Here is a 23,874-nt window from a genome sequence, read left to right on the forward strand (position 1 = left end):
GCGAGCAGGCGTCGCAGCATCGGTTCCATGGAAGAGGCTTCGAGCACGAAAGCGCAGTGACGACTGGAGAGAGAACATGCTGGAACCGCCGGCGCGCGCGATCGGGGAGGGCGAGACTCCGCCTCGCTGCCGAATTCTCCTCGTCGAGGACGAGCGGCCGATCCGCGAGCGGCTCGCCCGGGTGATCGGCGCTTGGCCGCGCGGCGAATTGCTCGCGGCCTGCTCCACCCTGGCGGAGGCGGCGGCGGTCATCGACAGAAGGAGCGTCGATCTCCTCATCACCGATCTCAAGCTGCCGGATGGGCACGGCGTTCATGCGATTCGCCTTCTGCGCGCCGCGTGTCCCGAGGCGGAAGCCATGGTGATATCGGCGCTGGCCGACGATCGCAGCGTCATCGAGGCGATCGAGGCCGGCGCCTCCGGCTATCTGCTCAAGGACAGCGATCCGATCGATATTCTCGACGCCATCGCCGATCTCCTCGCGGGCCGCTCGCCGATCTCCTCGACGATCGCCCGCACGATCATTCGCCGGATATCCGGTCGTGCGCCGGCGCACGAGCAGGCTGCGGCGATTGCCGCGGAGCGCCTCACGCCGCGCGAGATGGACATTCTGCACGGCATCGCCAAAGGCCTCACCTATGCCGAGCTGGCGACGCATCTGCAGATTTCGCGGCAGACCGTGCCCGCGCACATCAAGAACGTCTATCGCAAGCTGCAATCGAACAACCGCTCCGAAGCCGTCTACGAAGCGTCGCGCCGAGGCCTCATCCGGCTATGAGGCGGCTGCATCGGCTCGGCGGCGCGATTCTCGCTGTCGTCGCCATGGGCGCGGCGATCGCCGGCTCCTTCGCCATTCTCCCCGAGCCCGCCGACGCCATCGTCGTCGATCGCGCCGTCCTGCAGTTGGAGAGCGGCTCCGTGCGCGACATTCGCCTTCCGCCCAGCGCGGCGGAGCGCCGTCTCGCCTCGGCGCAGCGCGCCGCCTATCTGCTGCGCGTCGAGCTGGCGTCGCCGCCGGGAGAGTCGCTGTTCCTGCTCATTCCCCCGACGGGACAGGATTTCACATTGTCGCTCAATGGAGAGCCGATCTACGACAGCGACCTTCGCAGGATCTGGGCGGACCCGATCATGCGCGGCTCTCTGCTCGTTCGTCTGCCTCGCTCCCTGCTGCGCGCCGGCTCCAATGAACTGATCTTCGCTTTTGAGAAGTCGCGGACGATCATTCCGGCGCGCATGGGACGAGTCTTCGTCGGCGGCGGATCGGCGCTCGCTCCCACTTTCAAGCTCCGCAATCTGATCGAGACACATTTGAAGGTGGCGGCGCTGGCGGCGCAGACATTGTTCGCGATCGGCATTCTGATCGCTTATCTCTATCGTCCGAGGGACCGTCTCTTCGCCTGGCTGGCCGCGGCGGCCCTGCTCACATTGATCGTGTCGACTGGTCTGATCGTGGAGCTCGAGAGCGCTCACAGCTTCATTCGCCCTCATATCATTGCGCTTCTTCCGGCGACCGGCCTCGCGACCATCGGCGTCGCCCTCGGTCTCATCGGCCGGCGGCCGCCATGCGCGCTCGCGGCCGCCGCCGCCGCGATTCCCGTCGTGCTGAGCTCGGCGTTGATTGTCGGCGCGATCTCCAAAGAAGCCGTCGCTTCGGTCAGCATGGCTCTCAATCTGGCGGCGGTCGCCGTCGCTTCGGGCGTCCTCGCCTGGGGAGCGCTCCGGCGTCAGAGCGCCGACGCGGGATTGCTGCTGGCTCCGGTCTTCGTTCTGGCATGGTTTCAGACTCGCGACGCCGGCATGCTGCTCGGCTTCTTCGACGGCGAGATCGTGATCGCGCCCTATGCGCGGCCGCTCGTGCTCGCGGCCTTGCTCGTCATCTTGATGCGCAGCCTCGCGCTGAGCCTCGATAAGCTCGATCGTGCGAACGAGCATCTGAATGCGAGGCTCGAGGAGCGCGAGGCGGAACTGGCGGCGCTCCATCTGGAGGAACGCCGGGAGGCGGCGAGGCTGGTCCGGGAAGAGGAGCGCCAGAGGCTGACCCGCGATCTGCACGATGGCATCAGCGGGCACCTGATCTCCATCATCGCCATGGCCGAGCGTTCGCCGGCCGACGCTAGATTTATCGAGCAGCTCGCGCGGGAGGCGCTCGACGATCTGCGGCTCGTCATAAACTCACTGGATCTCGAGGACCATGAGCTGCCGCTCGCCCTCGCGACCTTGCGCGAGCGGCTCGCCCCCCGGCTCGCGCGCATCGGCGTCGACCTCTGCTGGTCCAATGACGGCCTCGCGGAGGTGTCCGGCGTCACGCCCGGCAATGCGCTGATGATTCTCCGTATCGTGCAGGAGGCGGTCACCAATGCGATCAAGCACGGCCCGGCGCGGCGGATCGTGATCCGCGCCGGCCGCGCGCCCGTCGACGGCGCGGTGATCACCATCGAGAACGACGGCCGTCCCTTCGCCGTCGGCGCCTCGGGCGGCTGGGGCGTCGAGAACATGCGCCAGCGCGCGCGGCGGCTGGGCGGAGACCTGGAGATCTGCGCTTTCGACGCTGGAACGCGCGTGACCATCACGCTGCCGTCTCGTTTGCCCGATCTCAACGGATGAACAGCGCGCGACGACGAGGCGGTCGCCGCGCCTTCAGCGAGGACCGATACGATTGACGGGGCCTCCGAGATTGGCGCCGCCGCGGGGCCGAGCGACGACGGCGCCGTGTCTGGCGACGCGCGGCCCCGGCGCGATCATCGCTCCGGGCCGTGCGACGCAGCCTTTGGGCACGCCGGCATATTTGCAGTAGACGGCGGCGTCCGCCGGTCCGATCGCCATCGCCAGACCGAAAATGCAAAGGCCCGAACGCAAGGTGAGTGGCGTCATCGTCGATCTCCTTTTCGTGATCGGCCGCTCGCTTAATCTGCTCATCACAGTGCTTGCCTGAGGCAGCCGCCCGCCGACTGCGCGGCGGACTGCGCCTGGGCGCGCTCGAGCTTTCCGGCCATGACGAGGGAGCGCGCCTGCGACTTCACGGTCGCGACGAGATCGACGCCCGGCGCCATCTTTCCGATGATCGACGAGTAGATCAGCTTGGCGTCGGGAGAGAGGCCGGCGGCGCAAGCGTCGGCCTTGGCGCGATCGGCGAGCGATGACGTCGAGGGCAGAGCGAGCATGGCGGCGGCCACGGCAAGAACGGAGAGCGGACGGATCATGTAGAAATCCCGAAGCGATGAGAACGGCGCGCCGGGCGGTCCGCGCGGGCGGAGCTCGAGGGTGATCTCGAATTCGTCTCTCCCTAGCAACGGGCGGACGCGCGGCCCATCCCATGTACATGGTAGGGATCGAAGATGCCGATGCGCTTCACGCGGGCGATTTCCTCGGCGCATTCGGCGCGAACCGAATCCTATGACGCGACCTGTCGGCTGGTTTCGGCGGCCAATCGCACGGGCGCCGCGACAAACGACATGGGGGATGGCGGGCGCGGAAATCTCCGAGGTGCGCCAGCCATGTGTCACAAGGGATGTGGAAACGCGCCCCGGCTGGAGCGACTTTCTCGTGATTCCGTTTATCTGCGAGTTTCTGGCTGGGGCGGGAGAATGCCGCGCCCGGGCGCCAGAGTGCGGAAGTCATTGGCTCCGCGACGCAATCGGTGATCCTGCGGCTCTCCAGGAGGCGAAGATCGTTTAATCGGCTCGATCGATCGGAAATGCGCAGCCGTCTGGAGTCGCCCGCGACGCCTCGGGAAGCGCGCAGTCGGCTTCGCGAGCAGTTCGACGTCAGTCCTCGCCGTTATCGCAAACTTCGAGCGCCCAGGCGGCATTGTCGCGAAGAACCGCCGTAAGGCGGCGCGAAGATCGGCCGTGAAGGCGTTCTTCGCGATATCCACAGCGTTACCTCCTCCCGAGCTGTCCCGTTTCCGAGTCTTGTTTTGAGCGGATGGACAGCCGCCCCGCTTCGGCTCGCAGTCTCGATCACGCGGGCCGCCGCGCGAGCGGCGAATGCCGTTTCTTTCTTCGCTCTCTCGAGCGCCGCCTTCGCGGCTCTCGTTTTCGCTACTGTCGGCAGGTGAATTCCGCGCGTGTGTAGAGCTGGCGCGTGGTCGGTTCATTCGGCGCCGACTTTTTCCAAGCGCTCCGCAGCGTGCAGGCGCGCGTCGAAGCCGGCAGGGCGCGCTGCAGAACGAGGCCGCCTTCGTAGTGGCAGGTCACGAAGGCGGGAAAGACCGGCGCCTTTTCGCCCGCGGCCCAGATCGTGAAGACGAGCAGCTCGCCGGGCTTCGCCGTCTCGGCATTATCGGCCATTCCATACGAAATCTCGTTCTTCGCATCCGCGCCGGGCGCTATGTCGGGGGCGATCAGGCGCACGGTGGCCGTCGCGACGCGCGGCTCGAATCCCTCGATGTCGAGCGGTTCGTCGGGAACGGGCGCGCCGAAATCCAGCTTGGCGACTTTCGTGTAGGCGACGTCGAGCGTGAGCGGGCAGGCGATGCGATCATCGGCGGCCGCGCCGAATGAACCGAGGACAAGAATGAGACCGCCGAGAACCGCGCGTGCAGGGATCATTGGAAAACTCCGGAAACGTCGAAGAGCCAGGGCATGCGTCAGCGACAGGAGAAGCGCGCGGACTCCATGCCCCATGCGCCGCCGCTCGCCTTGCTCGGCTTGATGTCGGCCGTGCAGCTCATGGGCGTGCCGACCGGGCGCACGAGCGTGACGCCGCCTTCGAAAATGCAGGCGACCTGAACCTCGGTCGCGCCGTCGAATGCATAGGCGATTCTGCGCTTGCCCTGCGCGACGCCTTGGACGCCTGCGCCGGCGTTCGCCGTGGGCGTGTAGACCGCCACATTCTGCAGCCAGGACTGCGACGACGTCATCCCGCCGACAATGGGCTCGAAGCCGGCGATCCTAGCCGGATCGGCGATCGAAACATCGGTCGTCAGAAGGCGGAGCGGGCAGACGACCGTTGTGTCGGCGAGGGCGGCCGTCGCGAGGACGGCGGAACCGACGCAAAGGGCGACGCCGGCCGGAAGGCGCCGGCAAGGGTGTTTATTTGTGAAAAGCATGACCTTCTGTCTTGGTTCGATCTGACGATATCAATTGCGCTGGAACGCGCCGCGGAAGCGCCGCTGCTCCAGCGATCAGCGCGATACGTCTTCGACGCATGGCGTGTTCGGCGTCATTCAGTTCCTGACGTCGCCGAACAGCTCGATCAGATTGTCGCCGGGCCGTGACGCCTTCAACACGCCATCGACGCAATTGCCGCGCGCATCGACCGCGATCCAGGGGTGGGTCATATACGTCGGCTGACGGTAGTCCTGCCCGTGCTTCAATTCGCGGTAGAATTTGGGCTGGCCATTGAAGTCCAGCCAATAGATCTTGAGCGTTCGAAAGGTGCTGTTGGCGAATTGAATGACGGTCGGCTGACTCGAGTTCGCGGATCGCACGCTGCCAGGCGCAGGACAGCCGGCGCCGAAAGAGCCGCCGCCGTTGTGGCCCCCGATATCCGGACCGCGGAAATTGCCGCCTCGGCCAACGCCGACGCACTGACGCCCGAGATCGCGGATGTGGCGCGCGGCGCCCTCGACCTCGGTGCGCGGCGTGCGCTGGCACCAGCTGAAATGCATCTGGTAATCGGCGTGCACTCCCTTGCCGTAGTCGAGGCACGACGGCTTTCGCGCGAGAACGCCATCGACGAATCGTTTGGTGGACGACGCATATTTGTCGCAGAAATACCCGTCTCCAGGCGTCGTGTCCGGATCGTTGGGCATAGCGACCGCGGCAGACGCGCAGCCGAGCATCGCCGTCGCAGCGATGGCTGCAAGCAACATCTTCATAATTCCCTGCCCTTCCTGTAACCCCTTCGGTCGAAAGACTGGATTTCGATCGTATCCGCTGCAGGCTGAGCTCTCACGTCTCCCGCGCGCGGAAGGGATGTCGAACTATCTGTATCGAAACTCGCCAAAGATGTTTTCGATGTCTTCGATCTCGAGCTTCGTGTGTGCGATCGTCTGATCTCGCCGCTTACAATCGGCTGCCAACACCGCGCGCTGACTATCCGCCTCTTCCCGCCAGGAGGCTGCAGCGCCGCGACAGGAGAGCGTCGGCAGGATCAGGTGCCGCGTCGGTCGGATCAGAACTGCCTCTCGAACTGCTGTTCGGGCGCGTTCGGCCTGCAAGGCTCGCCGATGATTTTTGCGCCGGCGCGGAAAGCGCGGCCCTCGACCGTCCAGCAATAATTGTCGCCATTGCGAATCTGTCGCGACCGCTCATCATAGCGCCAACGATCGGTCGAATTACGACAAGGGATGATCATCACATTCTCCGGCGGGGCGGGCAGCCGGTTGACGCTGGCGCAAGAGTCGGTGCGATCGGAGAGACGGATCGGCCCGCCGCGATCCTCGAGCAGAAAGATCACGCCCTTCGGCGCGTCGCAGCGCGACAGCTCGAGCTCGCTCGATCCCGGCCCGGAGCCGCCGGGATGGCGGACGCAAAGCCCAGGCTTCGCAAGCGGAGCGAAGGTCACCGGAGCGTTCACGACGGCAGAGTCCTGCGGCGGCGCGGCTTGCGCGATCGGCCGGGACGGGGCGGCGGCCGACGCGCCCGCGCCCTTTCGCGACCGGCATTCCTCGATCTTCGTGATCGCCGCCGCGACCCCTTCGAGACTGAAATCATAGTCGGCCTTGCCGACGCCCAGAACAGCGGCGTGGCCCTTCCGCAAGGCGTCGACATGGCCCATGTTGAGCCATGCGATCGTCCAGGCGTCGACCGCCGTTCCGCTGACATCGGCGCCCGCGCGGCCGGCGGGTTCGGCGCCGTCGATCTCGAGCCGTCCCTGCCAGTCCTTCTTCGCCTTCACCGGGACCGCGAGCTGCCACTGTCCGCTTTCGCCGGGCATGGCCAGATCAAAGCCGAGGCGCACCGGGCGCTCGTTCACGCCGGTTTCGGCGACGCAATACATGAATGTGCGGCCGCTGAACGCCGCCTTGACCTGCCACTGGCGCGCCTGCCCATACGGGCGTTCGAATTGCTCGCCGCCCGCGATGTCATAGCCGCCATATTCCGTCGGCGTCACGAGCGCGCCTTTCGTGCAACGGCTCGCGAGCCTGCGGATGTGGACGGCCGCGCCCTCCACCTTGTCTCTCGCGGTGCGCGCGCACCATTCGACGTGCATCGCCCGATCGCCGTGAACGCCGGAGCCGTAGTCGAGACAGGCCGGGTTGCGCGTGATCGCATCCTCGGCCGCGGTGGCGGCCGTTTCGGCATATTCGCTACAGAATTTGGCGTCGCCCGCCTGCTCCTGCGCCAGGGCGGGACCAGACAGCAGGAACACGCCCATGGCGATGCGGCCCATCGCGGGCAGGCTGCGGCGCGAATTGCGCCCGCGGCTGTCGGTCTCGGGCATCGATCGAAGCATGCGGTTCCCCTGGCGTCTGCGTCCCTCGCGGCGCCGACGCGCCGCACATGTCTCATTCGTGAAAGATTATCGCAGGGGACGCGCGACCGCGCTGTCCAACACCCATTTTTGACCGGCCTCGTTCGGAGAGCAGCTCTGCATCTTCAGCCGCGCGCCTTCTCTCACTGCGCCGTCCACGCCCAGGCAGTAGTCGCCCTTTGTGCGGATCTGCGTCGTCGCCGGATCGTAGATCAGGTCCACGATCACGCGATTGCAGGGAGCGACCAGGAGATCGTTGAACTCGGAAAATTTCCCGACTGCGAAGCTCAGACACTGGGTGGACGAGTCGCCGGCCCGGATGCGGCGTCCGCCCGCATCGATCCTGATCCGCGCGGGAGGCTTCATGCAGTTGGTGACCAAGCCGACGTTCAACATGCCGGTCACCGCGCCGAGGCACAAATTGCCGTTCGAGCGGGCGTATAGGGAAACGACTCCCTTGCCCGGAACCGGCGCTCGCGCATTGCCGCCCGCGGCGAGACAGCGGTTCGCCAGATCGCGGATGTGATTGGCCGCGCTCTCGACCTCGGCGGTCGGCGTGCGCATGCACCAATCATAGTGCATCTTGTAGTCTGCATGCACGCCCTTGTTATAGTCCAGGCACGAAGACTTGCGCTTCAGCGCATCGGCCACCGTGCCCGAAGTCGTCGAGGCGTACATCTGGCAGTAGGCGGGACCTCCCGGCGCGCCTGCGGCGCTGGCGGCGGAGACGCAACAGAGCGTGGCCATCAGAACGATGGCGGCGCCAGACTTTCGCATTTTTCCCGCCCCTCTCGCCCGCGTCGGGTCGCCGAATTCGACACCGCCAGCTGTACCTTAAGTGTGCTGGGCGAGCTTGGCAACAAGCTCTCGCCCGACAAACTCCCGCCGCACCGGGAATACCTTGCGCCAAAAACGGCCGAACGGATCTTTCCGTAGCAGGCGAGCGAAAAGACAAGTCGGCTCATTCGTCGATGGTCGAACGCGGCGCCACGAGCTTCCCCAAGAACGGCTATGCGAGCGATTGGATGACCGCATCGAGCTCTCTGATCGGCGCCCGCCTCCGCGTGTCTCATGGCAGCCTCCGATGAGATAATACGCAGGGAGATCATTTTCGGTGAGGGCGGACTGCGCGCCGATCAGGCGGCGACTTTTTGGCTTGCTGATCGGCGGCCCAGCGCCACGGCAGCAGAGCGGCGCGGTCTTTGATCTTGTGATCGTCGATGCGGGCCAGCATCGGCGAGCCGAGCCTGTGGGGCGACGCCGCTGAACTCGGCGGAGGCGACGCGCGGCGCGCTCAAATGTCGCCTGCGATATCGCTCGCGACCTCGGCGATCAAAGACCGCAGCCAGCGATGGGCGGGATCGTGGCGATAGTGCATGTGCCACGCCATCTCGACCGGGAAGGTTCCGAGATCGACGGGCGCCGGCAGCACTTTGAGCCGTCGGTCGTCGGCGAGCTTGCGGCAGATGAGGCGCGGCAAGGTCGCGCAATAATCGGTGACCGCCACCATCTCCGCGACGGCGAAGAAATTCGTCACCGAAATGGCGACGTCGCGCCGCAGCTCCTGTCGCGCCAGCGCCTGGAACAGCCCCGCGCGCAGGCGGCCGGGCGGAACCACATTGACGTGGCGCAGCGCCTCGAACTGCTTCCTCGTGATCTTGTCGCCGATTTCGGGATGGTCGGCCCGCACCACGCAGGCCAGGCTCTCCTCCATCAGGTGCTGCACGACGAGATTGTCCGGCGGGTCGACGATACGGCCGAGAACCATCGCCGTGGCGCCGGAAACGACTCCGGTCTCTGCGAGGTCCGCGCCATAGGGCGTGAGACGCAAAGTGACCCCCGGCGCGATCCGCCCGAGCCGCGCGACGATCGCCGGGGCCAGCACATATTCGACATAGCTGTTGGGCGCGATGGTGAAGAGACGCTCCGCCTTCGCCGGATCGAAATCCTGCTGACCCAGAACGGCGTCGTCGAGCTTCGTCAGCGCATCGGCGATCACCGGAGCGAGCTCCAGAGCGATCGGGGTCGGCTGCACGCCGTAGCGCCCGCGGATGAAGAGCTGATCTTGCAGCATCGCCCGCAGCCGCGCCAATGCGTTGGACATGGCCGGCTGCGTCATGCCGAGCCGCTCCGCCGCGCGAGTGACGCTGCGCTCCTCCATCAAGGCGACGAAGATGGGCAGCAGGTTCAGATCATAGCGCATCAGTTATAATCTCATACCTATATCTAGAATAAAAGAAATAAAGCTACAGAATGATAGGCGCAGGCGGATATTGGCGGCGTTCCAAAGGACGCGCGCCAATGGAGGCTGCAATCAAAGGGAAAGGTGCTGGTGATCGTCTCCAACGCCACGCGGATCGCGCTGACGGCGGCGGGCGGCGATGTTTCCGTCGGCGCGGTCGACTTCGCGCCGCATGTCGTCATCGACCGCGAGCTCATCACCGGACAGAACCCGCGCTCCGATCATCCGATCGCCGTGGCCCTCGTCGCGGCGTTGGATCGCTCGCTCGCGCCGAAATAAGCAAATGAAATGAGAACGCGCATGACCGGCGGGGCGCTGCGCATGCGCGTCGCGCTCCTCGCGACAGATGAAGGATCGAAGACCATGGCAGTGAAAATCATCGCTCTGCTGACCGCCCGGCCCGACAAGAGTGAGGCGCTTCAAGCGCTGCTCACCGGCATGATCGCGCCGAGCCGCGCCGAGCCGGGCAATCTGCGCTACGATCTTTGGCGCGACCAGACCGACCCCGCGCGCTTCGTGCTCGATGAGCTCTACACGAGCAGCGAAGCGGTTGCGGCGCATCGCGAGACGCCCCATTTCCGCGCCTATCTCGCGGCGATCAATGATCTCGCCGAACGGACGGCTTTGGCGCTCGACCCCGTGCAGCTGGGCTGACCGCCCAATCATCGTCTCCAACGGCGCGAGACGGCCGGAGCCGTCGGCCTCGTCTCCGGCGGAAGCCGAACACGCGCGACAAAAGAGGATTTGCATCATGAGCGAAGGCATCGAAGGCAAGATCGTGCTCATCACCGGCGGCGGCGTCGGACTCGGCGCCGAGACCGCACGCCATCTCGCGGCGCGCGGCGCCCGCATCGCCGTCGCGGCGCGCCGCAAGGACAAGCTCGACGCGGTGGTCGCCGAGATCACGAAAGCAGGCGGAGAGGCGCGCGCCTATCCGCTGGACGTGACCGACAAGCATCAGGTCAAGGCGGTCGTCGATGCGGTGGTCGCCGATTTCGGCCGGCTCGACGTCATCGTCAACAACGCCGGGCTGATGCCGATCCGTCCCATGATCGAGGTGAACACCGACGAATGGGATGCGATGATCGACGTCAATCTGAAGGGCGTGCTCTATGGAATCGCCGCCGCTCTGCCGATCTTCGTCGCGCAGGACGGCGGCCATATCATCAACATCAGCTCCGTCGCGGGAACGAAGGTGTTCGCGCCGGGCGGCACGGTCTACTCCGGCACCAAATTCGCCGTGCGCGCAATCTCCGAGGGGCTCCGGCAGGAGATCGGCGAAAAAATCCGGGTGACATCGATCGAGCCGGGCGCCGTCGACAGCGACCTCAAATATTCGACGACGAGCCGCGCACGCGAGAGAGTGATCGACTTCTACAAGATCGCCATTCCGGCCGCTTCCGTCGCGCGCGCCATCGCTTTCGCGATCGAGCAGCCTGCGGATGTGGACATCAATGAAATCGTGCTGCGCCCGACCGCGCAGGAGTTCTGAACGAGGCGGTAGGCGGCAAGAGCCGCCGCCGGGCGAGCCAAAGGATGGAAACGGTGAGCATAGAGAAGATTCTGCCGAGCAAGCTCGGCTTCGGCGCCGCCCCGCTCGGCAATATGTTCCGCGACATTCCCGAGGAGGAAGCGCTCGCGACGGTAGAAGCCGCCTGGAACGACGGCGTCCGCTATTTCGACACCGCGCCCTTCTATGGCGCCGGCCTCGCGGAGCTGCGCTTGGGCGAAGCCTTGGCGGGGAAGCCGCGCGAGGATTACGTCATCAGCACCAAGGTCGGACGAGTCATCCTCGACGAGGTCGAGGACGTCGGCGCCCGCGATCTCGGCGAGAAGAGCGGCGTCTTCGCGCATGGCCGTCCGAACCGCATCGTCAATGATTATTCGGAGAGCGCGACGCTGCGCTCGCTGGAAGACAGTCTGAAGCGCCTGAGGACCGACCATGTCGAGTTCGTCTTCGTCCATGACGTGGCGCAGGACTTTTATGGCGACGAATGGCTGGCCATGTTCGAGAGCGCGCGCCTCGGAGCGTTTCGCACGCTCGACCGTCTGCGAGAGGAGGGCGTGATCGCGGGATGGGGCCTCGGCGTCAACCGCGTCGAGCCGATCGAGATCGTTATGGAGCTCGACGAGCCGCGTCCCGATATATTTCTGCTGGCCGGCCGCTACACGTTGCTCGACCATGTAAAGGCGCTTCAGCGCGTGATGCCGATGGCGGCGGAACGCGGTCTGCGCATCGTCGTCGGCGGACCCTATAGCTCGGGCGCGCTGGTGGGCGGACCCAATTTCGAATATGCGCCGGCGACGCCGGCCATTCTCGACAAGGTGGCGCGAATCAAGGCGATCGCCGACGAGCATGGCGTCGGCATGAAGGCGGCCGGGCTGCAATTCTCGCTCGCCCATCCGGCGGTCGCCGCGGCCATCCCGGGCGCGAGCCGTCCGAGCCGAATCGCCGAGGATCGCGCCGCCATGGATGAAGTCATTCCGGTGGAGTTCTGGCGCCGCCTACGCGACGCCGGCCTCATCGACCCCGCCGCGCCCACTCCTGTTGCACGGTGACAAGGCGCGCCGGCTCGAACCGCATCGAGCCGGCCTTTCGCTCACGACCGCCTCCTCTTCGACCGATCGATCGCATGGTCGCCGGCGCCGGCGCCGACGCCCCGGCCGCTGCCTCGATGTCGTCGCCCGCGCTTCGGTTCGACCTGCCGCGCGTCGCCCATATTAAGCGGACGAGCTCGCGCATGATCGCGGTGATCGCGAGCGGCGCCTTCTTGCCGCGCGCCAGCATGCGACGATCGCGCGCACATGCGGACTTGCGCCTTCCATGATTTCACGGATCGGCGCCGCGTTCGACTGCTGTCGCAGCAGCGTCGCCTGACCGACCTTCGCCCTCGAAACTCCTCTGCCGGGAACCGCAGACAGTCCCGATGCCTGCCGCGCCGGCTTCGTCGGCCGAGTCGTGTCGGATGTGACGCATTCGAGCGGATCGGCTACGATGTGGCGACGCAGATTCGCCTGCGCCAAAAGGCAGTCTCGTTCGGCCCGACTCCCAAATCAGAGATTTTTCGCTCATGCGGTTCTGTTTTCTTCATGCGGCCGACCTCCATATCGACAGCCCGCTCGCCGGTCTCGGCGTCAAGGACCCGGCCGTCGCAGCGCGCTTCGCCCAGGCGGGACGGCGCGCCGTCGAGGCGCTGATCGACGAGGCGATCTCGACCGACGCCGCTTTCGTCGTGATATCGGGCGATATTTTCGACGGCGATTGGAAGGATGTGACGACCGGCCTCTTCTTTGCGCGCGCGCTCGGCCGCCTCGACCGCAAAGGGATTCCGACCTTCATCGTCAAGGGCAATCACGACGCCGACAGCCTCATGTCGAAGTCCTTGCCCTATCCGCCGAACGTGCGAATCTTCTCCTCGTCACGCGCCGAGACGCTGCTCGTCGAGCAGCGGCGCGTCGCTCTGCATGGCCGCAGCTTCGGCACGCGCCTCGTCGATGGCGCCTTCGTCGCGAGCTATCCCGAACGGCGCGAGGGCTGGCTCAATATCGGCGTCCTGCACACGGCGCTCGACGGCTCGCGCGGCCACGCCGCCTATGCGCCCTGCACGGTCGAGGATCTCGCGCGCTTCGGCTATGATTATTGGGCGCTCGGCCATGTCCATGCGGCGGAGATCGTCGCGCGCGATCCGTGGATCGTCTATCCCGGCAATATTCAGGGCCGCAGCGTCAAGGAGACGGGCGCGAAGGGCGCGATGCGGATCACCGTCGACGACGGACGCATCGTCGAGGCGACGCCGGTGTCGCTCGACGCCGCCCGCTGGGCGCATGAGCTCGTCGAGATCGACGATTGCGCCGATGAGGCCGCGGCGCTCGCCCGCATAGAGGCGCGGCTCGGCGCCGTTCATGCGCAGGCCGAGGCGCGGCCGCTCGCCGCCCGCATCCGGCTCATCGGCGCGACGCCGCTGCATGAGCGCCTCGTCGCGGGGCGCGAGACGCTGGAGCAGGAGGCGCGCGCGCTCGGCTTCCGCCTCGCCGAGGATTGCTGGGTCGAAAGGCTGGAGATCGCGACGCGCCCGCCGGCCCGCGCGCGAGCGCCCGCCGCGCCGGACGCGATCGACCTCGAGACGCTGCTGCGCGAGGCCGCCGCCGACCCCGGCTTCGATGCGACGCTCGCCGAGCTGGCCGAGCTTGTGAGCGACAAGCTGCCGCGCGGCCTGCGCGCCGAATTTTCCGCCAATCCGGCGGCGCTGGCGCCGCTCGCCGAGACCGCCCGCGATCTTCTGCTCGGCGCGCTCGAGCGGGAGGACGCCGCGTGAGGATCGAGGAGCTGCATTTCGAGCGCTATGGCGCCTTCACCGACCGCGCGCTGACCTTCCGGCCCGACGCGCGGCTGCATATCGTGCTCGGCGCCAATGAGGCGGGCAAGACCTCGGCGCTCTCCGGCATAGGCGATCTTCTGTTCGGCTTCGGCAAGCGCACCGCCTATGACTTTCTGCATGAGAGCCGGACGCTGCGGATCGGGGCGCGGCTGCGGCTCGTCGACGGCGCGGCGCTGAGCTTTAGGCGCCGCAAGGGCGACAAGAACACGCTTCTCGACGAGGCCGACAAGCCGCTCGACGACGAGCTGCTGGCGCCGTTGCTCGGCGCCGCGACGCGCGAGAGCTTTTTTTCCGAGTTCGGCCTCACCGCCCGCGCTCTACGCGACGGCGGCCAGGAATTGCTGAAGGCGGGCGGACGTCTGGCGGAGACGCTCGCCGCCTCCTCCGCGCAGCTCTCGGCCCTGTCGCGGCTGCGCGCCCGGCTCGATGCGGAGGCGGAGGCGCTGTTCGGGGCGCGCCGCGCCGCTTCCAGGGAGTTTTATATCGCCGAGACGCGCTTCACCGAGGCGGAGAAGCGTCTGCGCGACGCCATCGTCACCGCGGACGCTCTGAAGGCCGCCGACGAATTGGTCGAGGAGGCTCGGCGCAAATGCGACGCGCTGCGCGGCGCACATGAGGAGATCGGTCGCGCGCTCGCGCTTCGCCGGCGCGCGACGCGCACCCGGCCGCGCCTGTTGCGCCTCGCCGCATCGAGCGCGGAATTGGCGGATTTCGCCGACCTCCCCCCGGTCGCCGCCGACGAGACGGCGCGCTGGCGCGCCGCCTGGAAGGAGGCCGAAACGCTCGACGAGAGGCTCGCCGCCTGCGCCGCCGACGACGCCGAGGATCGGGCGACGATCGCCGCGCTCGCCGTCGATGAAACACTGCTGGCGCATGACGCCGAAGCGCAGAAGCTGCGCGAGCGGCTCGGCGCCATACGCAAGGCGCAGGTCGATCTGCCCAAGCGCCAGAGCGAGCAGCGCCTCGCCGGCGATGCGCTGACCGAGACGGCGCGCCGGCTCGGCTTCGCCTCCTTCGAGCAGCTCCTCGCGCGCATGCCGACCGACCCCGCCCTGGCCGCCGCGCGCGCGGCCGTCGACGAGCGCCGGCGCGCCGAGGAGCGCTGCGCCGATGCGCTGGGCGAGCTGGAGCGGGCGCGGCAGAAGCAGCGCGAGCTCGAAGGCGCCGCGGAGAGCGAAGCCTATCTCGCCGATCCGGAACCGTACTCGCGACGCCTCGAGGCCTTCGCCGAAGTGGCCGGCGACGCCGATCGGCTGCGCCGCGAGCGCGCGCAGGACGCGCTCGAGGAGGCGCGCATCGCCGCGGATGCGGCGCGGCTCGACCCGCCGGCGAATGCGCTCAGCGAGCTGGCGCGCCGCCCGCTGCCGGACGAAGGCGCGATAGAGGCGGCGCGCGCCAGCGATGCCGAGATTGCCGAGCAAGTGAAGCGCTCGGCCGCCGACATTGCGACGTCGCGCGCGACCCTCGCCGGGATCGAAAGCGAGATCGAGCGGCATTCGCGCGCCGGAGCGGCCGCGACCCGTGACGATCTGCTCGCCGCCCGCGCCCGCCGCGACGCCGCCGCCTCGGCGCTCGAAGCCTCTCTCGACGGGGCGCCGTCCGAGCGACGCGAGAATTTCGGCAGGCTGCGCGCCGAGACGCGCGACATCGACGCAGTGACCGATGTTCTCCTCTCCGACGCCGACCGCGCCTCGCGTCTCGAGACCGCGCGCGAGCGGCTCGCGCAAGAGCAGCGCAAGCTCGCCGATCTGCTCGACGCGCAAGCGGCGCTCGACGAGCGAAAGTCCGCGGCTCAGGCCGCCTGGATGGAACTGTGGAGCCGCAGCGGCGTCGTTCCGCGCGCGCCCGCGGCGATGGCCCATTGGCTGACGCAGATCGGCGAATTGACGGAGCGGCGGCGGCGTCTTGCGGATCGCGGATGCGAGGCGGCGGCGCTCGAGGGCAAGCTCGCGGCGCATCGCAGCGCATTGGCGCGGCTCGTTCTGGACCTCGGCGGCGACGATGATCCGTCCATGCCGATAGAGCTGCTGCACAAGGATGCGGCCGGCCGGCTCGCCCGCTTGCAGCGAATCTGGACTGGGGCGCGCGAGCGCGCCATCCGCCGGCAGCATGCGCAGGAGGAGGTCGAACGACGCGAAGCCGCGAGCGAGCGAGCGCGCGAGACGCGCGAGACGGCGAGCGCGCAATGGCCGGCGCGGATGAGCGCGATCGGGCTCGCCGCCGAGGCGACGATCGCCGAGGCCGAGGCGGCGCTGGCGATCTGGCGCGACGTGCCCGTGCAAAAGAAAGATTTCGAGGAATTGAGCCGCCGCATCTCCCGGATGGAGGAGGATATGGCGGCTTTCGCCGCCGATGTCGCGCGCTTGGTTGCAGCGACGGCGCCGCACATCGACGGCAACGCGCCGCTGACGGCGGTCGAGGCGGTCATCGCGCGTCTCGATACGGCGCGCATGGCGCGGAGCCGTCGCGACGCGCTGACGGAATCGATCGACAAGCGCGAGGTCGCGCGCGCCTCGCTGCTGACGCAGAAGGCGAGGATCGATGCGATCTTGGAACACGCGAGGCTCGCGCTCGGTCTCGACGCTCTCACATCGCTGGCCGAGGCGCTGGCTCGGCTCGAGCGGCGGCAAGCCGTGGCGAAAGAGATCGAGTCGATTCGCCACGATCTCGTCGAGATCGGCGACGGCTATGACGAAGACGCTCTGCGCGCCGAGCAGGACGGTCTCGACGCCGATCTGCTGCCGACGGAGATCGAGCGCCTGAGCGTCGATCAAAACCAGCTCCTCGCCGATATAGAAGCGGCCGCCAAGCTTCGGCACGAGGCGGAGGCGGCGCGCGAGCGGCTGGCGGCGGGACGGGACGCCGAGGCCGCCGCGCATGAGAAAGCCGAGGCCGGCGCAGAGCTGCTGAGCGTCGCGGAGCGCTGGATCACGCGCGCCGCCGCCGCGCGTCTCGCCGCGCGGGCCATAGAGCGCCATCGCGCCGCGGTGCAGGACCCGCTGATCCTGCGCGCCTCCGCCTTGTTCGCGCTGGCGACGGCCGGCGCCTTCGCGGGGCTCTGCGTCGACTATGACGAGGGCGACGCGCCGACCTTGGCGGGGCTGCGCCCGGACGGCGTGCGCGTGCCCGTCGCCGGAATGAGCGAAGGCGCGCGCGACCAATTGTTCTTGTCGCTGCGCCTCGCTCTGCTCGAGCTGCGCGATTCGCAGCCGCTGCCCTTCGTCGGCGACGATCTGCTGGCGAGCTTCGACGAAGCGCGCGTCGCCTGCGCGCTCGGCCTGCTCGCCGAATTCGGTCGCGCGCGCCAGGCGATCCTCTTCACCCATCACCGCCATGTCGCCGATATAGCGAGAGACACGCTGCGGGACGCGGCGGATGTGGTCATGCTGTAGTGGGGCCGAGTGGGTCCGGCGTCGTGATGATCATGTAAAATCCCGCAGGAATTCCGAGCCCGGCGCCACGCCGCTGATCAGCAGCCGATCCCGCGCGCGTTGCGGCGACATAGAACGGTTGGCGCTCGGTCTCATAGACACCCTCGAGCTCGACCTCGTCGGCGACCGAGTCGATGCGGGATTGCACCGGAAGAATCTCCTCGTCGCAGGCCATCGCCGCCACGGCCTTGAACTCGAGACCCTTGGCGAGATGCACCCCGCCGATCGAGATGCGCACGCCGGCTTCGTCGCCGCGCTCGGACAATTCCATCGGCTCGCGGCCGGCTGCGGCGACAGTGGCCTGCGCCCGCGAAAGCTCCTCGGGCCTGCGCGTGAAGACGCCGATCTCACTCGCATCGACGCCGCTCGCCAGCGCTTCCATCAGAAAGGCCGCGACCGCATCGATCTCCGCGGCCGCGTCCGGGGCCACGAGCACGCGCGGCTCGGCGCCGTTGAAGACGGAGACCGTGCCGCCCCGCGCCTCGGCGACGCCGTCGACATCGCGAATCTCCTTCGGCAAGAGCCGATCGGCGGCGCGGCGGATTTGATGCGAGGTGCGATAATTCACCTTCAGGCAGGACGAGCGCCCGCGAATGTCGACGCCGAGCGCGCCCCAGGAGAAGGGCCGCTGAAAGATGCGCTGGCCGAGATCGCCCGCGAAGAACAGCCCGTTCTCGCTTGCGTTCGCCACGGCGGCGACGAAGCGCAGCTCCGGAACGCCGAGATCCTGCGCCTCGTCGATGACGACATGGGTGAAGGGCTTTTCCGTCCGCTCCGCATAATGCCGCGTCACCGTGGAAAAGACGCCCGGCCAAGTGGTGAAGCCGCGCGTCTCGAGGCTCTCCCGCGCCGCCGCGAAGATCGGCCATAGACGCTCGCGCTGCTTGGAGCCGAGCCGGTTCTTGCGGCCGAGACGCGGAACCGCGAGATAGGCGGCGCAATCCTCGACCTGCCAGGCGTCGACGACATGGGTCCATTCTGAGCGCAGGAAATTGGCGTTGACCGGCCCCTCGGCCGCGTCAGTGGCTTTCTCCAGAGCGCGAGCGAGCCGGTCCGGCGTCGCGACATGGGGACGATGGCCATAGGCGAGCTCGAACAGCTCGGCGGCGATGACAGGGAGCGAGGCCACCAGGATGCGCGACAACAGCCCCGAGTCGGCGCCGGCGAGCAGCCGGACCTTGCGTTCCAGCGCCGCGGCGAGCGGATCGGAGAAGGTCGCCAGCAACACGCGGGCTTGGACCGAAGCGCGCGCCAGCCGCACGGCCCGATGCACGGCGACGACGCTCTTGCCCGTGCCCGCCGAGCCGGCGACGTGCGCCGGGCCGGAATAGTTCCGCTCGACGAGATCGCGCTGCGAAGGGTGCAGGAACACCGCCCATTTGTCCCAGGGCGCATCGAGCGCCTGCGCCAGCTCCTCGATATTCTCCACGACGCGGAACCGCCGCAGCGCGTCCGGATGGGCGTAGGGATCGGCGGGCGCGGGCGCCGGGCGCGCCAGCAGGCCGGTCGTCGCATATTGCAGCAGCGCCTCGGCGGCCTCCGCCGGAAGGCGCGGCGCCAGCTCCAGAAAGCCGTCCTCGCTCGCCGCGCGAATGTCGGCGAGCCAATCCGCCGGCGCGCCGATCGAGAGCAGCTCGTCGTCCGACAATTTTGCAAAGGGCGGCGCCCCGGCGCTCTCGCGCGGCGTAAACAGCGGCAGCTCCCTGCGCTCGGGCGCCTCGACGATCTGAACGGCGCCGGTCTTGGGATGCGCCTCGATCCGCCGCCGCTCGGCCCAGGCATAGGCCCTGTCGTGATGATCGACATAAGCGAGCAGCATGCTCGCCTCGGTCTTGTGGACGATGATGCGAATGTCGCGATTGACGCGCACGGACCAGAAATTCCGGTCCTTGGAATTCTCGATGCGATGAAGTTGCAGGCCGGGGTTTTGGGGATTGGTCTGGAGATCGAAGGCCGAGGTCTTCACGGCTTTTTGATCCGGCGCGGGAAGCCGCGCCAGGGAGTCGGTGAATGTGTCGGCGATGCGGAATTCCATGGACCAATCTCACTTCAGCAATCTCGCCGCGCGTTCCTTCTCCCGCTCGCGGGAGAAGGTGGCCCTTGCGAAGCAAGGGTCGGATGAGGGCCCTTCGAATGCGAGCGCGAACGTCGAAGCGCCCTCATCCGACCCCGCTACGCGGGGCCACCTTCTCCCACGAGTGCACGGCTGTCCGGGGAATGAGTCGATAAGTCGCGGGCGCATGCCTGGTACTTCCGAAGGTTTCGGGGTATTTTCCGGTTGTCGAGACTGGAAAATAAAGGACCAGACATGCGCTTCCAGAATAGCGTTTTTGTCGACTTGCTCAAGCCGATCGATCGTCGCGCGTTCGGCCAAATCGTCGCGCGCCACAAGGGCGACGCCTACGACAAATCCTTCAAGAGCTGGGATCATCTCGTCGTCCTGATCGCCGCTCAGCTCGGCGGCGAAACGAGCCTGCGCAGCCTCGAGGCCGCCTTCAACGCCAACAGCGGCTCCCATTATCACCTCGGCGTCCGCAGGATCGCCCGCTCCACCCTCGCCGAAGCCAACGCACGCCGGCCCGTCGGCGTCTTCGCCGATCTGTTCGCGCGCCTCTCCTGCGAACTCGACCGCAGAACCCGGCGCGACGGCGCAGAACTCCTGCGCCTCATCGATTCGACGCCTATCCCGTTGAGCAAATTCCACGACTTCGCCCGCTCGAACGGCCGCATCCACGGCATGAAGATGCATGTCGTCTACGATCCCGGGATCGATCGCCCCTTCTGCGTCGAGGTCACGCCCGCCAATGTCAATGATGTCGAGATCGGCAAGAAGACGCCGATCGAGGCCGGCGCGACCTATGTCTTCGACAAGGGTTATTACGATTTCAAATGGTGGAGGGGCATTCACGAGGCCGGAGCTCTCTTCGTCTCGCGTCCCAAGAGCAACACCCGCCTCGCCGACGTCGCGGAGCGGGAGATGCCGCAAACGCGCGGCGAAGGTTACACCGTGCTCAGGGATTGCGAGGTCAAGCTCGCCAGCAAGGGCGACTCGAAGCTGCGAATGCGGCTGCGTCGCCTTCATATTCGACGCGATGCGCTGAAGGACGGCAAGCCGCAGGAGATCGTCGTGATCACCAACGACATGACGCGTTCGGCGGTCGAGATCGCCGCGCTCTACAAGGCGCGCTGGGCCATAGAGCTGCTGTTCCGCTGGATCAAGCAGCATCTCAACATCCGCAAGTTTCTCGGCGAAAACGAGAACGCCGTGCGGCTGCAGCTGATCGCGGCGATGATCGCTTTCGTGCTGCTGCGCATCGCCGCCCACCGCCACGATATCGAACTCGCGCATCTGCGGTTCTCGGAGCTCGCCGGCAGGTTTCTGTTCGAGCGGCGACCGATCGACAGACTCGAACGGCCGCCGCCCAAATATCAGGCCGCGCGGCGGCGCATATCGCCGAGGCAGCTGGAGCTCGCCTATGCCTGATTTTCCCCGGACAGCCGTGCACGAGTGGGAGAAGGAGAGCGCCCTTCATTTCTATAAACGCTCTACGCTCTTTCAAATTCCCCCCTCACCCTGAGGAGCCCGCGCAGCGGGCGTCTCGAAGGGTGGCCGCAGCGCGCGCTCTGGAACATCCTTCGAGGCTTTTTGCGTGCCGCAAAAAGCGCCTCAGGATGAGGGCGCAGACTCGCCTCACACCCTGAAAACCTTCATCACCTCGTCGCCGAAGTGATTGATCACCTTCACCGCGATCTTCCCCGTCGCCGGGCGCTCGAACGGCCGCGAGACGTCGCGATACAGCGTCTCCCATGCCTCCTTGTTGATCTCCGCCTGCAAGGCCGTCTTCAGGCTCTTATACGGATCATTCGCGCCGAGAAAATAGGCGTGGCGGACGAAGAAGCTCTCCTCATTGTAATTCGTGTCGACGAACCAGGCGGCGATCCCCTTGGTGTCGTCGCTCCTGATCTCGCCCGTGTTGGGATCGAAGATATCGACGCCCTTCACCTTCACTTTCACCCGCCCGTCGGCCTCGTGCAATATGTCGATGTCCGGCTCGCCGAACACCACGAACAAATTGCCCTTGCCGGTGTTCTTCAGATCGCCGGCCATATGCGCCGGCCCTCGGGCGAGTCGGCGAGGAGATAATAGGGATAGCGCGCGCTCATCAGGCGGGTGCGGGCGAGCGCCAGAGCGACGCGGGAGGTGTCGATGGTGATCCAGCGGCGGCCCCATTGCTCGGCGACATGAGCGCTCGTGCCCGAGCCGCAGGTGGGGTCGAGCACCAGATCGCCGGGGTCGGTGGTCATGAGGATGCAGCGTTGAACCACGTCTGAAATTGTTTTGACGACGTATATTCTGTCTTCTCCAAACCCGGACGGACTGACATCCGTCCAGTTATTTTCGACCTGCGAATAGCTTGACTCAACGTGGTAGTTTTTCCATCTTAAACTGTTACCAACGGCGAACAGTCTCCCCGATTTTGAAAGCCGACTTTCCAGCCCAGCAGCGAAAGACCAACCTCGTTTGCCCGATGGCTGAAATTTCCGTCCATTATGACTGACAATGAATCGGCTGCTTGCCGAGCAAAGCGTCGGCCGAACTTGATAGGGCGACGGCTGCGGTGTCAACTCGGGCGTGCAGCGCGGAAATCTGACCGGCGAGGAAGCGCGCGCGAGTGGGCTCGCTGATTCGCAGGGCCAGAATCAGCGTCGCAGAATGTCTCGATTCCGCAATTGCAGATGGCAATGATTCCAATGATTTGCAGAATTTTGGCTGGGGCGGGAGGATTCGAACCTCCGTATGGCGGAATCAAAATCCGCTGCCTTACCACTTGGCGACGCCCCAACAGCCCGCTTCGTCGAAGGCGGGCGCTCTCCCATAATGCCGGCTCGCCGCCGCCGCAACTCCCTCTCGCCGGTCACCCCCAGGCGTGCAGCGGGGTGAAGCGGGCGAATTTCTTGGATTGATGGCGGTCCATCCGCGCCAGCACGTCGCGCAAAAAAATCACCGCTTCGGGGAGAAAGGGCCCCTTGTTCAGCATCACGCATTCGGCCCGCTGCGCCATCGCCGCGTCGGTCGTCTCGGCGCGGCTCGGCGCGCCGTCGCGGATGAACTGGTCCAGCACCTGCGTCGCCCACACCACCGGCACATGCGCCGCCTCGCACAGCCACAGGATCTCCTCCTGCATCTCCGAGAGCCGGGCGAAGCCGAGCTCGACCGCGAGATCGCCGCGCGCAATCATCACCGCGGTCGGGTGATGCGCCGCCGATGTCGTGATCAGCCGCGGCAGATTGCGCACCGCGAGCGGCGTCTCGATCTTCAGCACCAGCGCCTGCCGCGGCCGCTCCCCGCGCCGCGCCGCGAGATGATCCTGCAGCAGCTCCACATCCGCCGGCTCCTGCACGAAGGAGAAGCCGACGAGATCGGCGAGCTCGGCGACGATGTCGAGATCGGCGAAATCCTTGGGCGTCAGCGGCGGCAGGCGGAGGTCGGTCGTCGGAAAATTCAGCCCCTTCTCGAGCTTCAGCCGCTCGCCCTTGGCGCGCGCGACGAAGACTTCGAGCTCCACCCCGTCCGGCCGCCGGCCGACGACTCGCGCGCCGATCTTCCCGTCATTGATCCACACTTCCGCCCCCGGAGCGAGCTGGTCGACGACTTCCGGAAAGGACGGAAGCGCCGCCACCGGCCCGCGCGTGCGCGGGTCGAGCGTCGTGACCAGGGCGAAGCGGTCGCCGCGAAACAGGCGCAGCTTGTCCGGCGCGCGCAGGCGCTCGATCCGGCATTTGGGCCCGGCGATGTCCATCAGCACGCGGCAGGAGCGGTTCATCTCCGTTTCGGCGGCGCGTATATGGGCGACCATTCGGGCCCAGGCGTCGGCGTCGTCATGTGCGCAATTTATGCGCGCGCAGCCCATGCCCGCCTCCATCAGCCGGCGAAGGAGGCCGGGGTCGCTCGCCGCCTCGCTCGGCAGGGTGACCATCACCACGGCGCGCGGCGTCGCTGGAACGGGGCCGAAGATGAGGTCGCGCGCGGCGAGCAGCGCCTCCTCGCCGGCGCGCATGGCCGCTGGCGGCGGGTAGGGCGCGTCGCCTTCGCCGCAGAGCCGCCGCAGAGTGGCGATGATGGCGTCGAGCGCGGCGAGCACCTTGGCCTCGCTGCGGCCGAGCGAGGAGAGGCCGAGCGCCGCGAGCCGCGTCTGCAGCGCGCTGAGATCGCGCCGCCGCAGCGCGAGATAATGGGCGAGATTCTCCGCCGCCGGCGCGAATCCGCTGCCGGCGACCTCTTCGCCCCAGCCGTGGAGAATCGCGGCGGCGTCGGCGACCACCTCCTCGCGCAGCAGCCGCAGCGCCCTCAGAAGGTCCTCGAGCTCGTTTCGCGTCGCGGTCGGTGAGGTCATTCGTTCGG

22 protein-coding genes and 1 tRNA gene are annotated in these 23,874 nt (G+C 67.0%); 9 read left to right on the plus strand and 14 right to left on the minus strand.

Annotated elements, in window-relative coordinates:
- The first annotated feature begins 76 nt into the window (after positions 1 to 76).
- Positions 77 to 778 carry a response regulator gene (locus CQW49_RS18330; protein ID WP_003613755.1) on the plus strand — a complete coding sequence of 234 codons (702 nt, stop codon included), beginning with the start codon at positions 77 to 79 and terminating at the stop codon, positions 776 to 778.
- Complete coding sequence (locus tag CQW49_RS18335) at positions 775 to 2,604, plus strand: sensor histidine kinase (protein ID WP_003613754.1); 1,830 nt, start codon at positions 775 to 777, stop codon at positions 2,602 to 2,604. Before CQW49_RS18330 ends, CQW49_RS18335 begins: the two co-directional genes overlap by 4 nt.
- A 33-nt stretch (positions 2,605 to 2,637) precedes the next feature.
- Here the strand turns inward: CQW49_RS18335 and CQW49_RS18340 are convergent, their stop codons facing one another.
- From CQW49_RS18340 to CQW49_RS18380, 8 genes are all read right to left on the minus strand, one after another.
- Positions 2,638 to 2,871 (minus strand): hypothetical protein, encoded by a 234-nt coding sequence (locus tag CQW49_RS18340; protein WP_003613751.1) that lies wholly within the window; start codon positions 2,869 to 2,871, stop codon positions 2,638 to 2,640.
- Between the two features lie 44 nt (positions 2,872 to 2,915).
- On the minus strand, positions 2,916 to 3,200 hold the full coding sequence (locus CQW49_RS18345; RefSeq protein WP_003613749.1) for a hypothetical protein: 285 nt from the start codon (positions 3,198 to 3,200) through the stop codon (positions 2,916 to 2,918).
- Positions 3,201 to 4,040: 840 nt separating this feature from the next.
- Positions 4,041 to 4,550, minus strand: a complete 510-nt coding sequence (locus CQW49_RS24760) for a hypothetical protein (RefSeq protein ID WP_003613747.1) — start codon at positions 4,548 to 4,550, stop codon at positions 4,041 to 4,043.
- A 38-nt stretch (positions 4,551 to 4,588) separates the two neighbouring features.
- The gene (locus CQW49_RS18360; RefSeq protein WP_003613744.1) at positions 4,589 to 5,050 is read right to left on the minus strand and encodes an STY0301 family protein; all 462 of its coding nucleotides are present in this window, start codon (positions 5,048 to 5,050) and stop codon (positions 4,589 to 4,591) included.
- 117 nt (positions 5,051 to 5,167) lie between these two features.
- On the minus strand, positions 5,168 to 5,815 hold the full coding sequence (locus tag CQW49_RS18365) for a VHL beta domain-containing protein (RefSeq protein ID WP_157926092.1): 648 nt from the start codon (positions 5,813 to 5,815) through the stop codon (positions 5,168 to 5,170).
- 302 nt (positions 5,816 to 6,117) lie between these two features.
- A complete protein-coding gene (locus CQW49_RS18370) occupies positions 6,118 to 7,401 on the minus strand; it encodes a ricin-type beta-trefoil lectin domain protein (protein ID WP_003613739.1) in 1,284 nt (427 codons plus the stop codon).
- A gap of 66 nt (positions 7,402 to 7,467) precedes the next feature.
- On the minus strand, positions 7,468 to 8,196 hold the full coding sequence (locus CQW49_RS18375; protein ID WP_003613737.1) for an RICIN domain-containing protein: 729 nt from the start codon (positions 8,194 to 8,196) through the stop codon (positions 7,468 to 7,470).
- 517 nt (positions 8,197 to 8,713) lie between these two features.
- Positions 8,714 to 9,622 carry a LysR family transcriptional regulator gene (locus tag CQW49_RS18380; protein WP_003613735.1) on the minus strand — a complete coding sequence of 303 codons (909 nt, stop codon included), beginning with the start codon at positions 9,620 to 9,622 and terminating at the stop codon, positions 8,714 to 8,716.
- A gap of 129 nt (positions 9,623 to 9,751) precedes the next feature.
- On the opposite strand from CQW49_RS18380, the gene CQW49_RS18385 reads away from it, so the two are divergent.
- The 4 genes from CQW49_RS18385 (at position 9,752) to CQW49_RS18400 (ending at position 12,220) form a co-directional block, all read left to right on the plus strand.
- Positions 9,752 to 9,940: a type 1 glutamine amidotransferase family protein gene (locus tag CQW49_RS18385; RefSeq protein ID WP_244441279.1), complete on the plus strand. Its 189-nt coding sequence runs from the start codon at positions 9,752 to 9,754 to the stop codon at positions 9,938 to 9,940.
- An 84-nt stretch (positions 9,941 to 10,024) separates the two neighbouring features.
- A complete protein-coding gene (locus tag CQW49_RS18390; protein WP_040566891.1) occupies positions 10,025 to 10,315 on the plus strand; it encodes a putative quinol monooxygenase in 291 nt (96 codons plus the stop codon).
- Positions 10,316 to 10,412: 97 nt separating this feature from the next.
- A complete protein-coding gene (locus tag CQW49_RS18395; protein ID WP_003613730.1) occupies positions 10,413 to 11,153 on the plus strand; it encodes an SDR family oxidoreductase in 741 nt (246 codons plus the stop codon).
- Between the two features lie 44 nt (positions 11,154 to 11,197).
- Positions 11,198 to 12,220, plus strand: coding sequence for an aldo/keto reductase (locus CQW49_RS18400; protein ID WP_003613728.1), 1,023 nt, complete (start codon positions 11,198 to 11,200; stop codon positions 12,218 to 12,220).
- On the opposite strand, the gene CQW49_RS24765 is transcribed toward CQW49_RS18400, so the two are convergent.
- The gene (locus CQW49_RS24765) at positions 12,183 to 12,449 is read right to left on the minus strand and encodes a hypothetical protein (RefSeq protein ID WP_155931239.1); all 267 of its coding nucleotides are present in this window, start codon (positions 12,447 to 12,449) and stop codon (positions 12,183 to 12,185) included. The genes CQW49_RS18400 and CQW49_RS24765 overlap by 38 nt on opposite strands.
- 283 nt (positions 12,450 to 12,732) lie before the next feature.
- Here CQW49_RS24765 and CQW49_RS18410 point away from each other — a divergent pair, with 283 nt between their 5' ends.
- Positions 12,733 to 13,977, plus strand: a complete 1,245-nt coding sequence (locus tag CQW49_RS18410) for a metallophosphoesterase family protein (protein ID WP_003613727.1) — start codon at positions 12,733 to 12,735, stop codon at positions 13,975 to 13,977.
- On the plus strand, positions 13,974 to 17,432 hold the full coding sequence (locus CQW49_RS18415; RefSeq protein WP_003613725.1) for an ATP-binding protein: 3,459 nt from the start codon (positions 13,974 to 13,976) through the stop codon (positions 17,430 to 17,432). Before CQW49_RS18410 ends, CQW49_RS18415 begins: the two co-directional genes overlap by 4 nt.
- On the opposite strand, the gene CQW49_RS18420 is transcribed toward CQW49_RS18415, so the two are convergent.
- On the minus strand, positions 17,422 to 19,506 hold the full coding sequence (locus tag CQW49_RS18420; protein ID WP_003613723.1) for a UvrD-helicase domain-containing protein: 2,085 nt from the start codon (positions 19,504 to 19,506) through the stop codon (positions 17,422 to 17,424). The genes CQW49_RS18415 and CQW49_RS18420 overlap by 11 nt on opposite strands.
- A gap of 273 nt (positions 19,507 to 19,779) precedes the next feature.
- Between CQW49_RS18420 and CQW49_RS18425 the strand changes: the two genes are divergently transcribed.
- Positions 19,780 to 20,955 (plus strand): IS4 family transposase, encoded by a 1,176-nt coding sequence (locus tag CQW49_RS18425; protein WP_024749513.1) that lies wholly within the window; start codon positions 19,780 to 19,782, stop codon positions 20,953 to 20,955.
- Between the two features lie 207 nt (positions 20,956 to 21,162).
- Here CQW49_RS18425 and CQW49_RS25720 read toward each other — a convergent pair whose 3' ends face one another.
- From CQW49_RS25720 to CQW49_RS18440, 4 genes are all read right to left on the minus strand, one after another.
- Positions 21,163 to 21,579, minus strand: coding sequence for a hypothetical protein (locus CQW49_RS25720; protein ID WP_003614344.1), 417 nt, complete (start codon positions 21,577 to 21,579; stop codon positions 21,163 to 21,165).
- On the minus strand, positions 21,564 to 21,776 hold the full coding sequence (locus tag CQW49_RS25725) for a DNA methyltransferase (protein ID WP_003614342.1): 213 nt from the start codon (positions 21,774 to 21,776) through the stop codon (positions 21,564 to 21,566). The genes CQW49_RS25720 and CQW49_RS25725 overlap by 16 nt, the downstream gene beginning before the upstream one ends.
- Positions 21,777 to 22,239: 463 nt before the next feature.
- Positions 22,240 to 22,314: transfer RNA gene (locus CQW49_RS18435), tRNA-Gln, on the minus strand.
- Positions 22,315 to 22,387: 73 nt separating this feature from the next.
- Entirely contained in the window at positions 22,388 to 23,866 is a 1,479-nt protein-coding gene (locus tag CQW49_RS18440; protein WP_003614340.1) for a pyruvate kinase, read from the minus strand.
- Positions 23,867 to 23,874 lie beyond the last annotated feature (8 nt).

Origin of the sequence: Methylosinus trichosporium OB3b (assembly GCF_002752655.1) — a bacterium.
Taxonomy (GTDB): Bacteria; Pseudomonadota; Alphaproteobacteria; order Rhizobiales; family Beijerinckiaceae; genus Methylosinus; species Methylosinus trichosporium.

Excerpts from the sequence above, each read along its gene's own strand:
- CQW49_RS18330 (WP_003613755.1), top strand. The coding sequence starts at position 77 with ATGCTGGAACCGCCGGCGCGCGCGATCGGGGAGGGCGAGACTCCGCCT.
- CQW49_RS18440 (WP_003614340.1), bottom strand. The coding sequence starts at position 23,866 with ATGACCTCACCGACCGCGACGCGAAACGAGCTCGAGGACCTTCTGAGG.
- CQW49_RS18345 (WP_003613749.1), bottom strand. The coding sequence starts at position 3,200 with ATGATCCGTCCGCTCTCCGTTCTTGCCGTGGCCGCCGCCATGCTCGCT.
- CQW49_RS18420 (WP_003613723.1), bottom strand. The coding sequence starts at position 19,506 with ATGGAATTCCGCATCGCCGACACATTCACCGACTCCCTGGCGCGGCTT.
- CQW49_RS25725 (WP_003614342.1), bottom strand. The coding sequence starts at position 21,776 with ATGACCACCGACCCCGGCGATCTGGTGCTCGACCCCACCTGCGGCTCG.
- CQW49_RS18375 (WP_003613737.1), bottom strand. The coding sequence starts at position 8,196 with ATGCGAAAGTCTGGCGCCGCCATCGTTCTGATGGCCACGCTCTGTTGC.
- CQW49_RS18395 (WP_003613730.1), top strand. The coding sequence starts at position 10,413 with ATGAGCGAAGGCATCGAAGGCAAGATCGTGCTCATCACCGGCGGCGGC.
- CQW49_RS18340 (WP_003613751.1), bottom strand. The coding sequence starts at position 2,871 with ATGACGCCACTCACCTTGCGTTCGGGCCTTTGCATTTTCGGTCTGGCG.
- CQW49_RS18335 (WP_003613754.1), top strand. The coding sequence starts at position 775 with ATGAGGCGGCTGCATCGGCTCGGCGGCGCGATTCTCGCTGTCGTCGCC.
- CQW49_RS24760 (WP_003613747.1), bottom strand. The coding sequence starts at position 4,550 with ATGATCCCTGCACGCGCGGTTCTCGGCGGTCTCATTCTTGTCCTCGGT.
- CQW49_RS18400 (WP_003613728.1), top strand. The coding sequence starts at position 11,198 with ATGGAAACGGTGAGCATAGAGAAGATTCTGCCGAGCAAGCTCGGCTTC.
- CQW49_RS18360 (WP_003613744.1), bottom strand. The coding sequence starts at position 5,050 with ATGCTTTTCACAAATAAACACCCTTGCCGGCGCCTTCCGGCCGGCGTC.
- CQW49_RS18390 (WP_040566891.1), top strand. The coding sequence starts at position 10,025 with ATGGCAGTGAAAATCATCGCTCTGCTGACCGCCCGGCCCGACAAGAGT.
- CQW49_RS25720 (WP_003614344.1), bottom strand. The coding sequence starts at position 21,579 with ATGGCCGGCGATCTGAAGAACACCGGCAAGGGCAATTTGTTCGTGGTG.
- CQW49_RS24765 (WP_155931239.1), bottom strand. The coding sequence starts at position 12,449 with ATGCTGGCGCGCGGCAAGAAGGCGCCGCTCGCGATCACCGCGATCATG.
- CQW49_RS18380 (WP_003613735.1), bottom strand. The coding sequence starts at position 9,622 with ATGCGCTATGATCTGAACCTGCTGCCCATCTTCGTCGCCTTGATGGAG.
- CQW49_RS18365 (WP_157926092.1), bottom strand. The coding sequence starts at position 5,815 with ATGTTGCTTGCAGCCATCGCTGCGACGGCGATGCTCGGCTGCGCGTCT.
- CQW49_RS18370 (WP_003613739.1), bottom strand. The coding sequence starts at position 7,401 with ATGCTTCGATCGATGCCCGAGACCGACAGCCGCGGGCGCAATTCGCGC.
- CQW49_RS18425 (WP_024749513.1), top strand. The coding sequence starts at position 19,780 with ATGCGCTTCCAGAATAGCGTTTTTGTCGACTTGCTCAAGCCGATCGAT.
- CQW49_RS18410 (WP_003613727.1), top strand. The coding sequence starts at position 12,733 with ATGCGGTTCTGTTTTCTTCATGCGGCCGACCTCCATATCGACAGCCCG.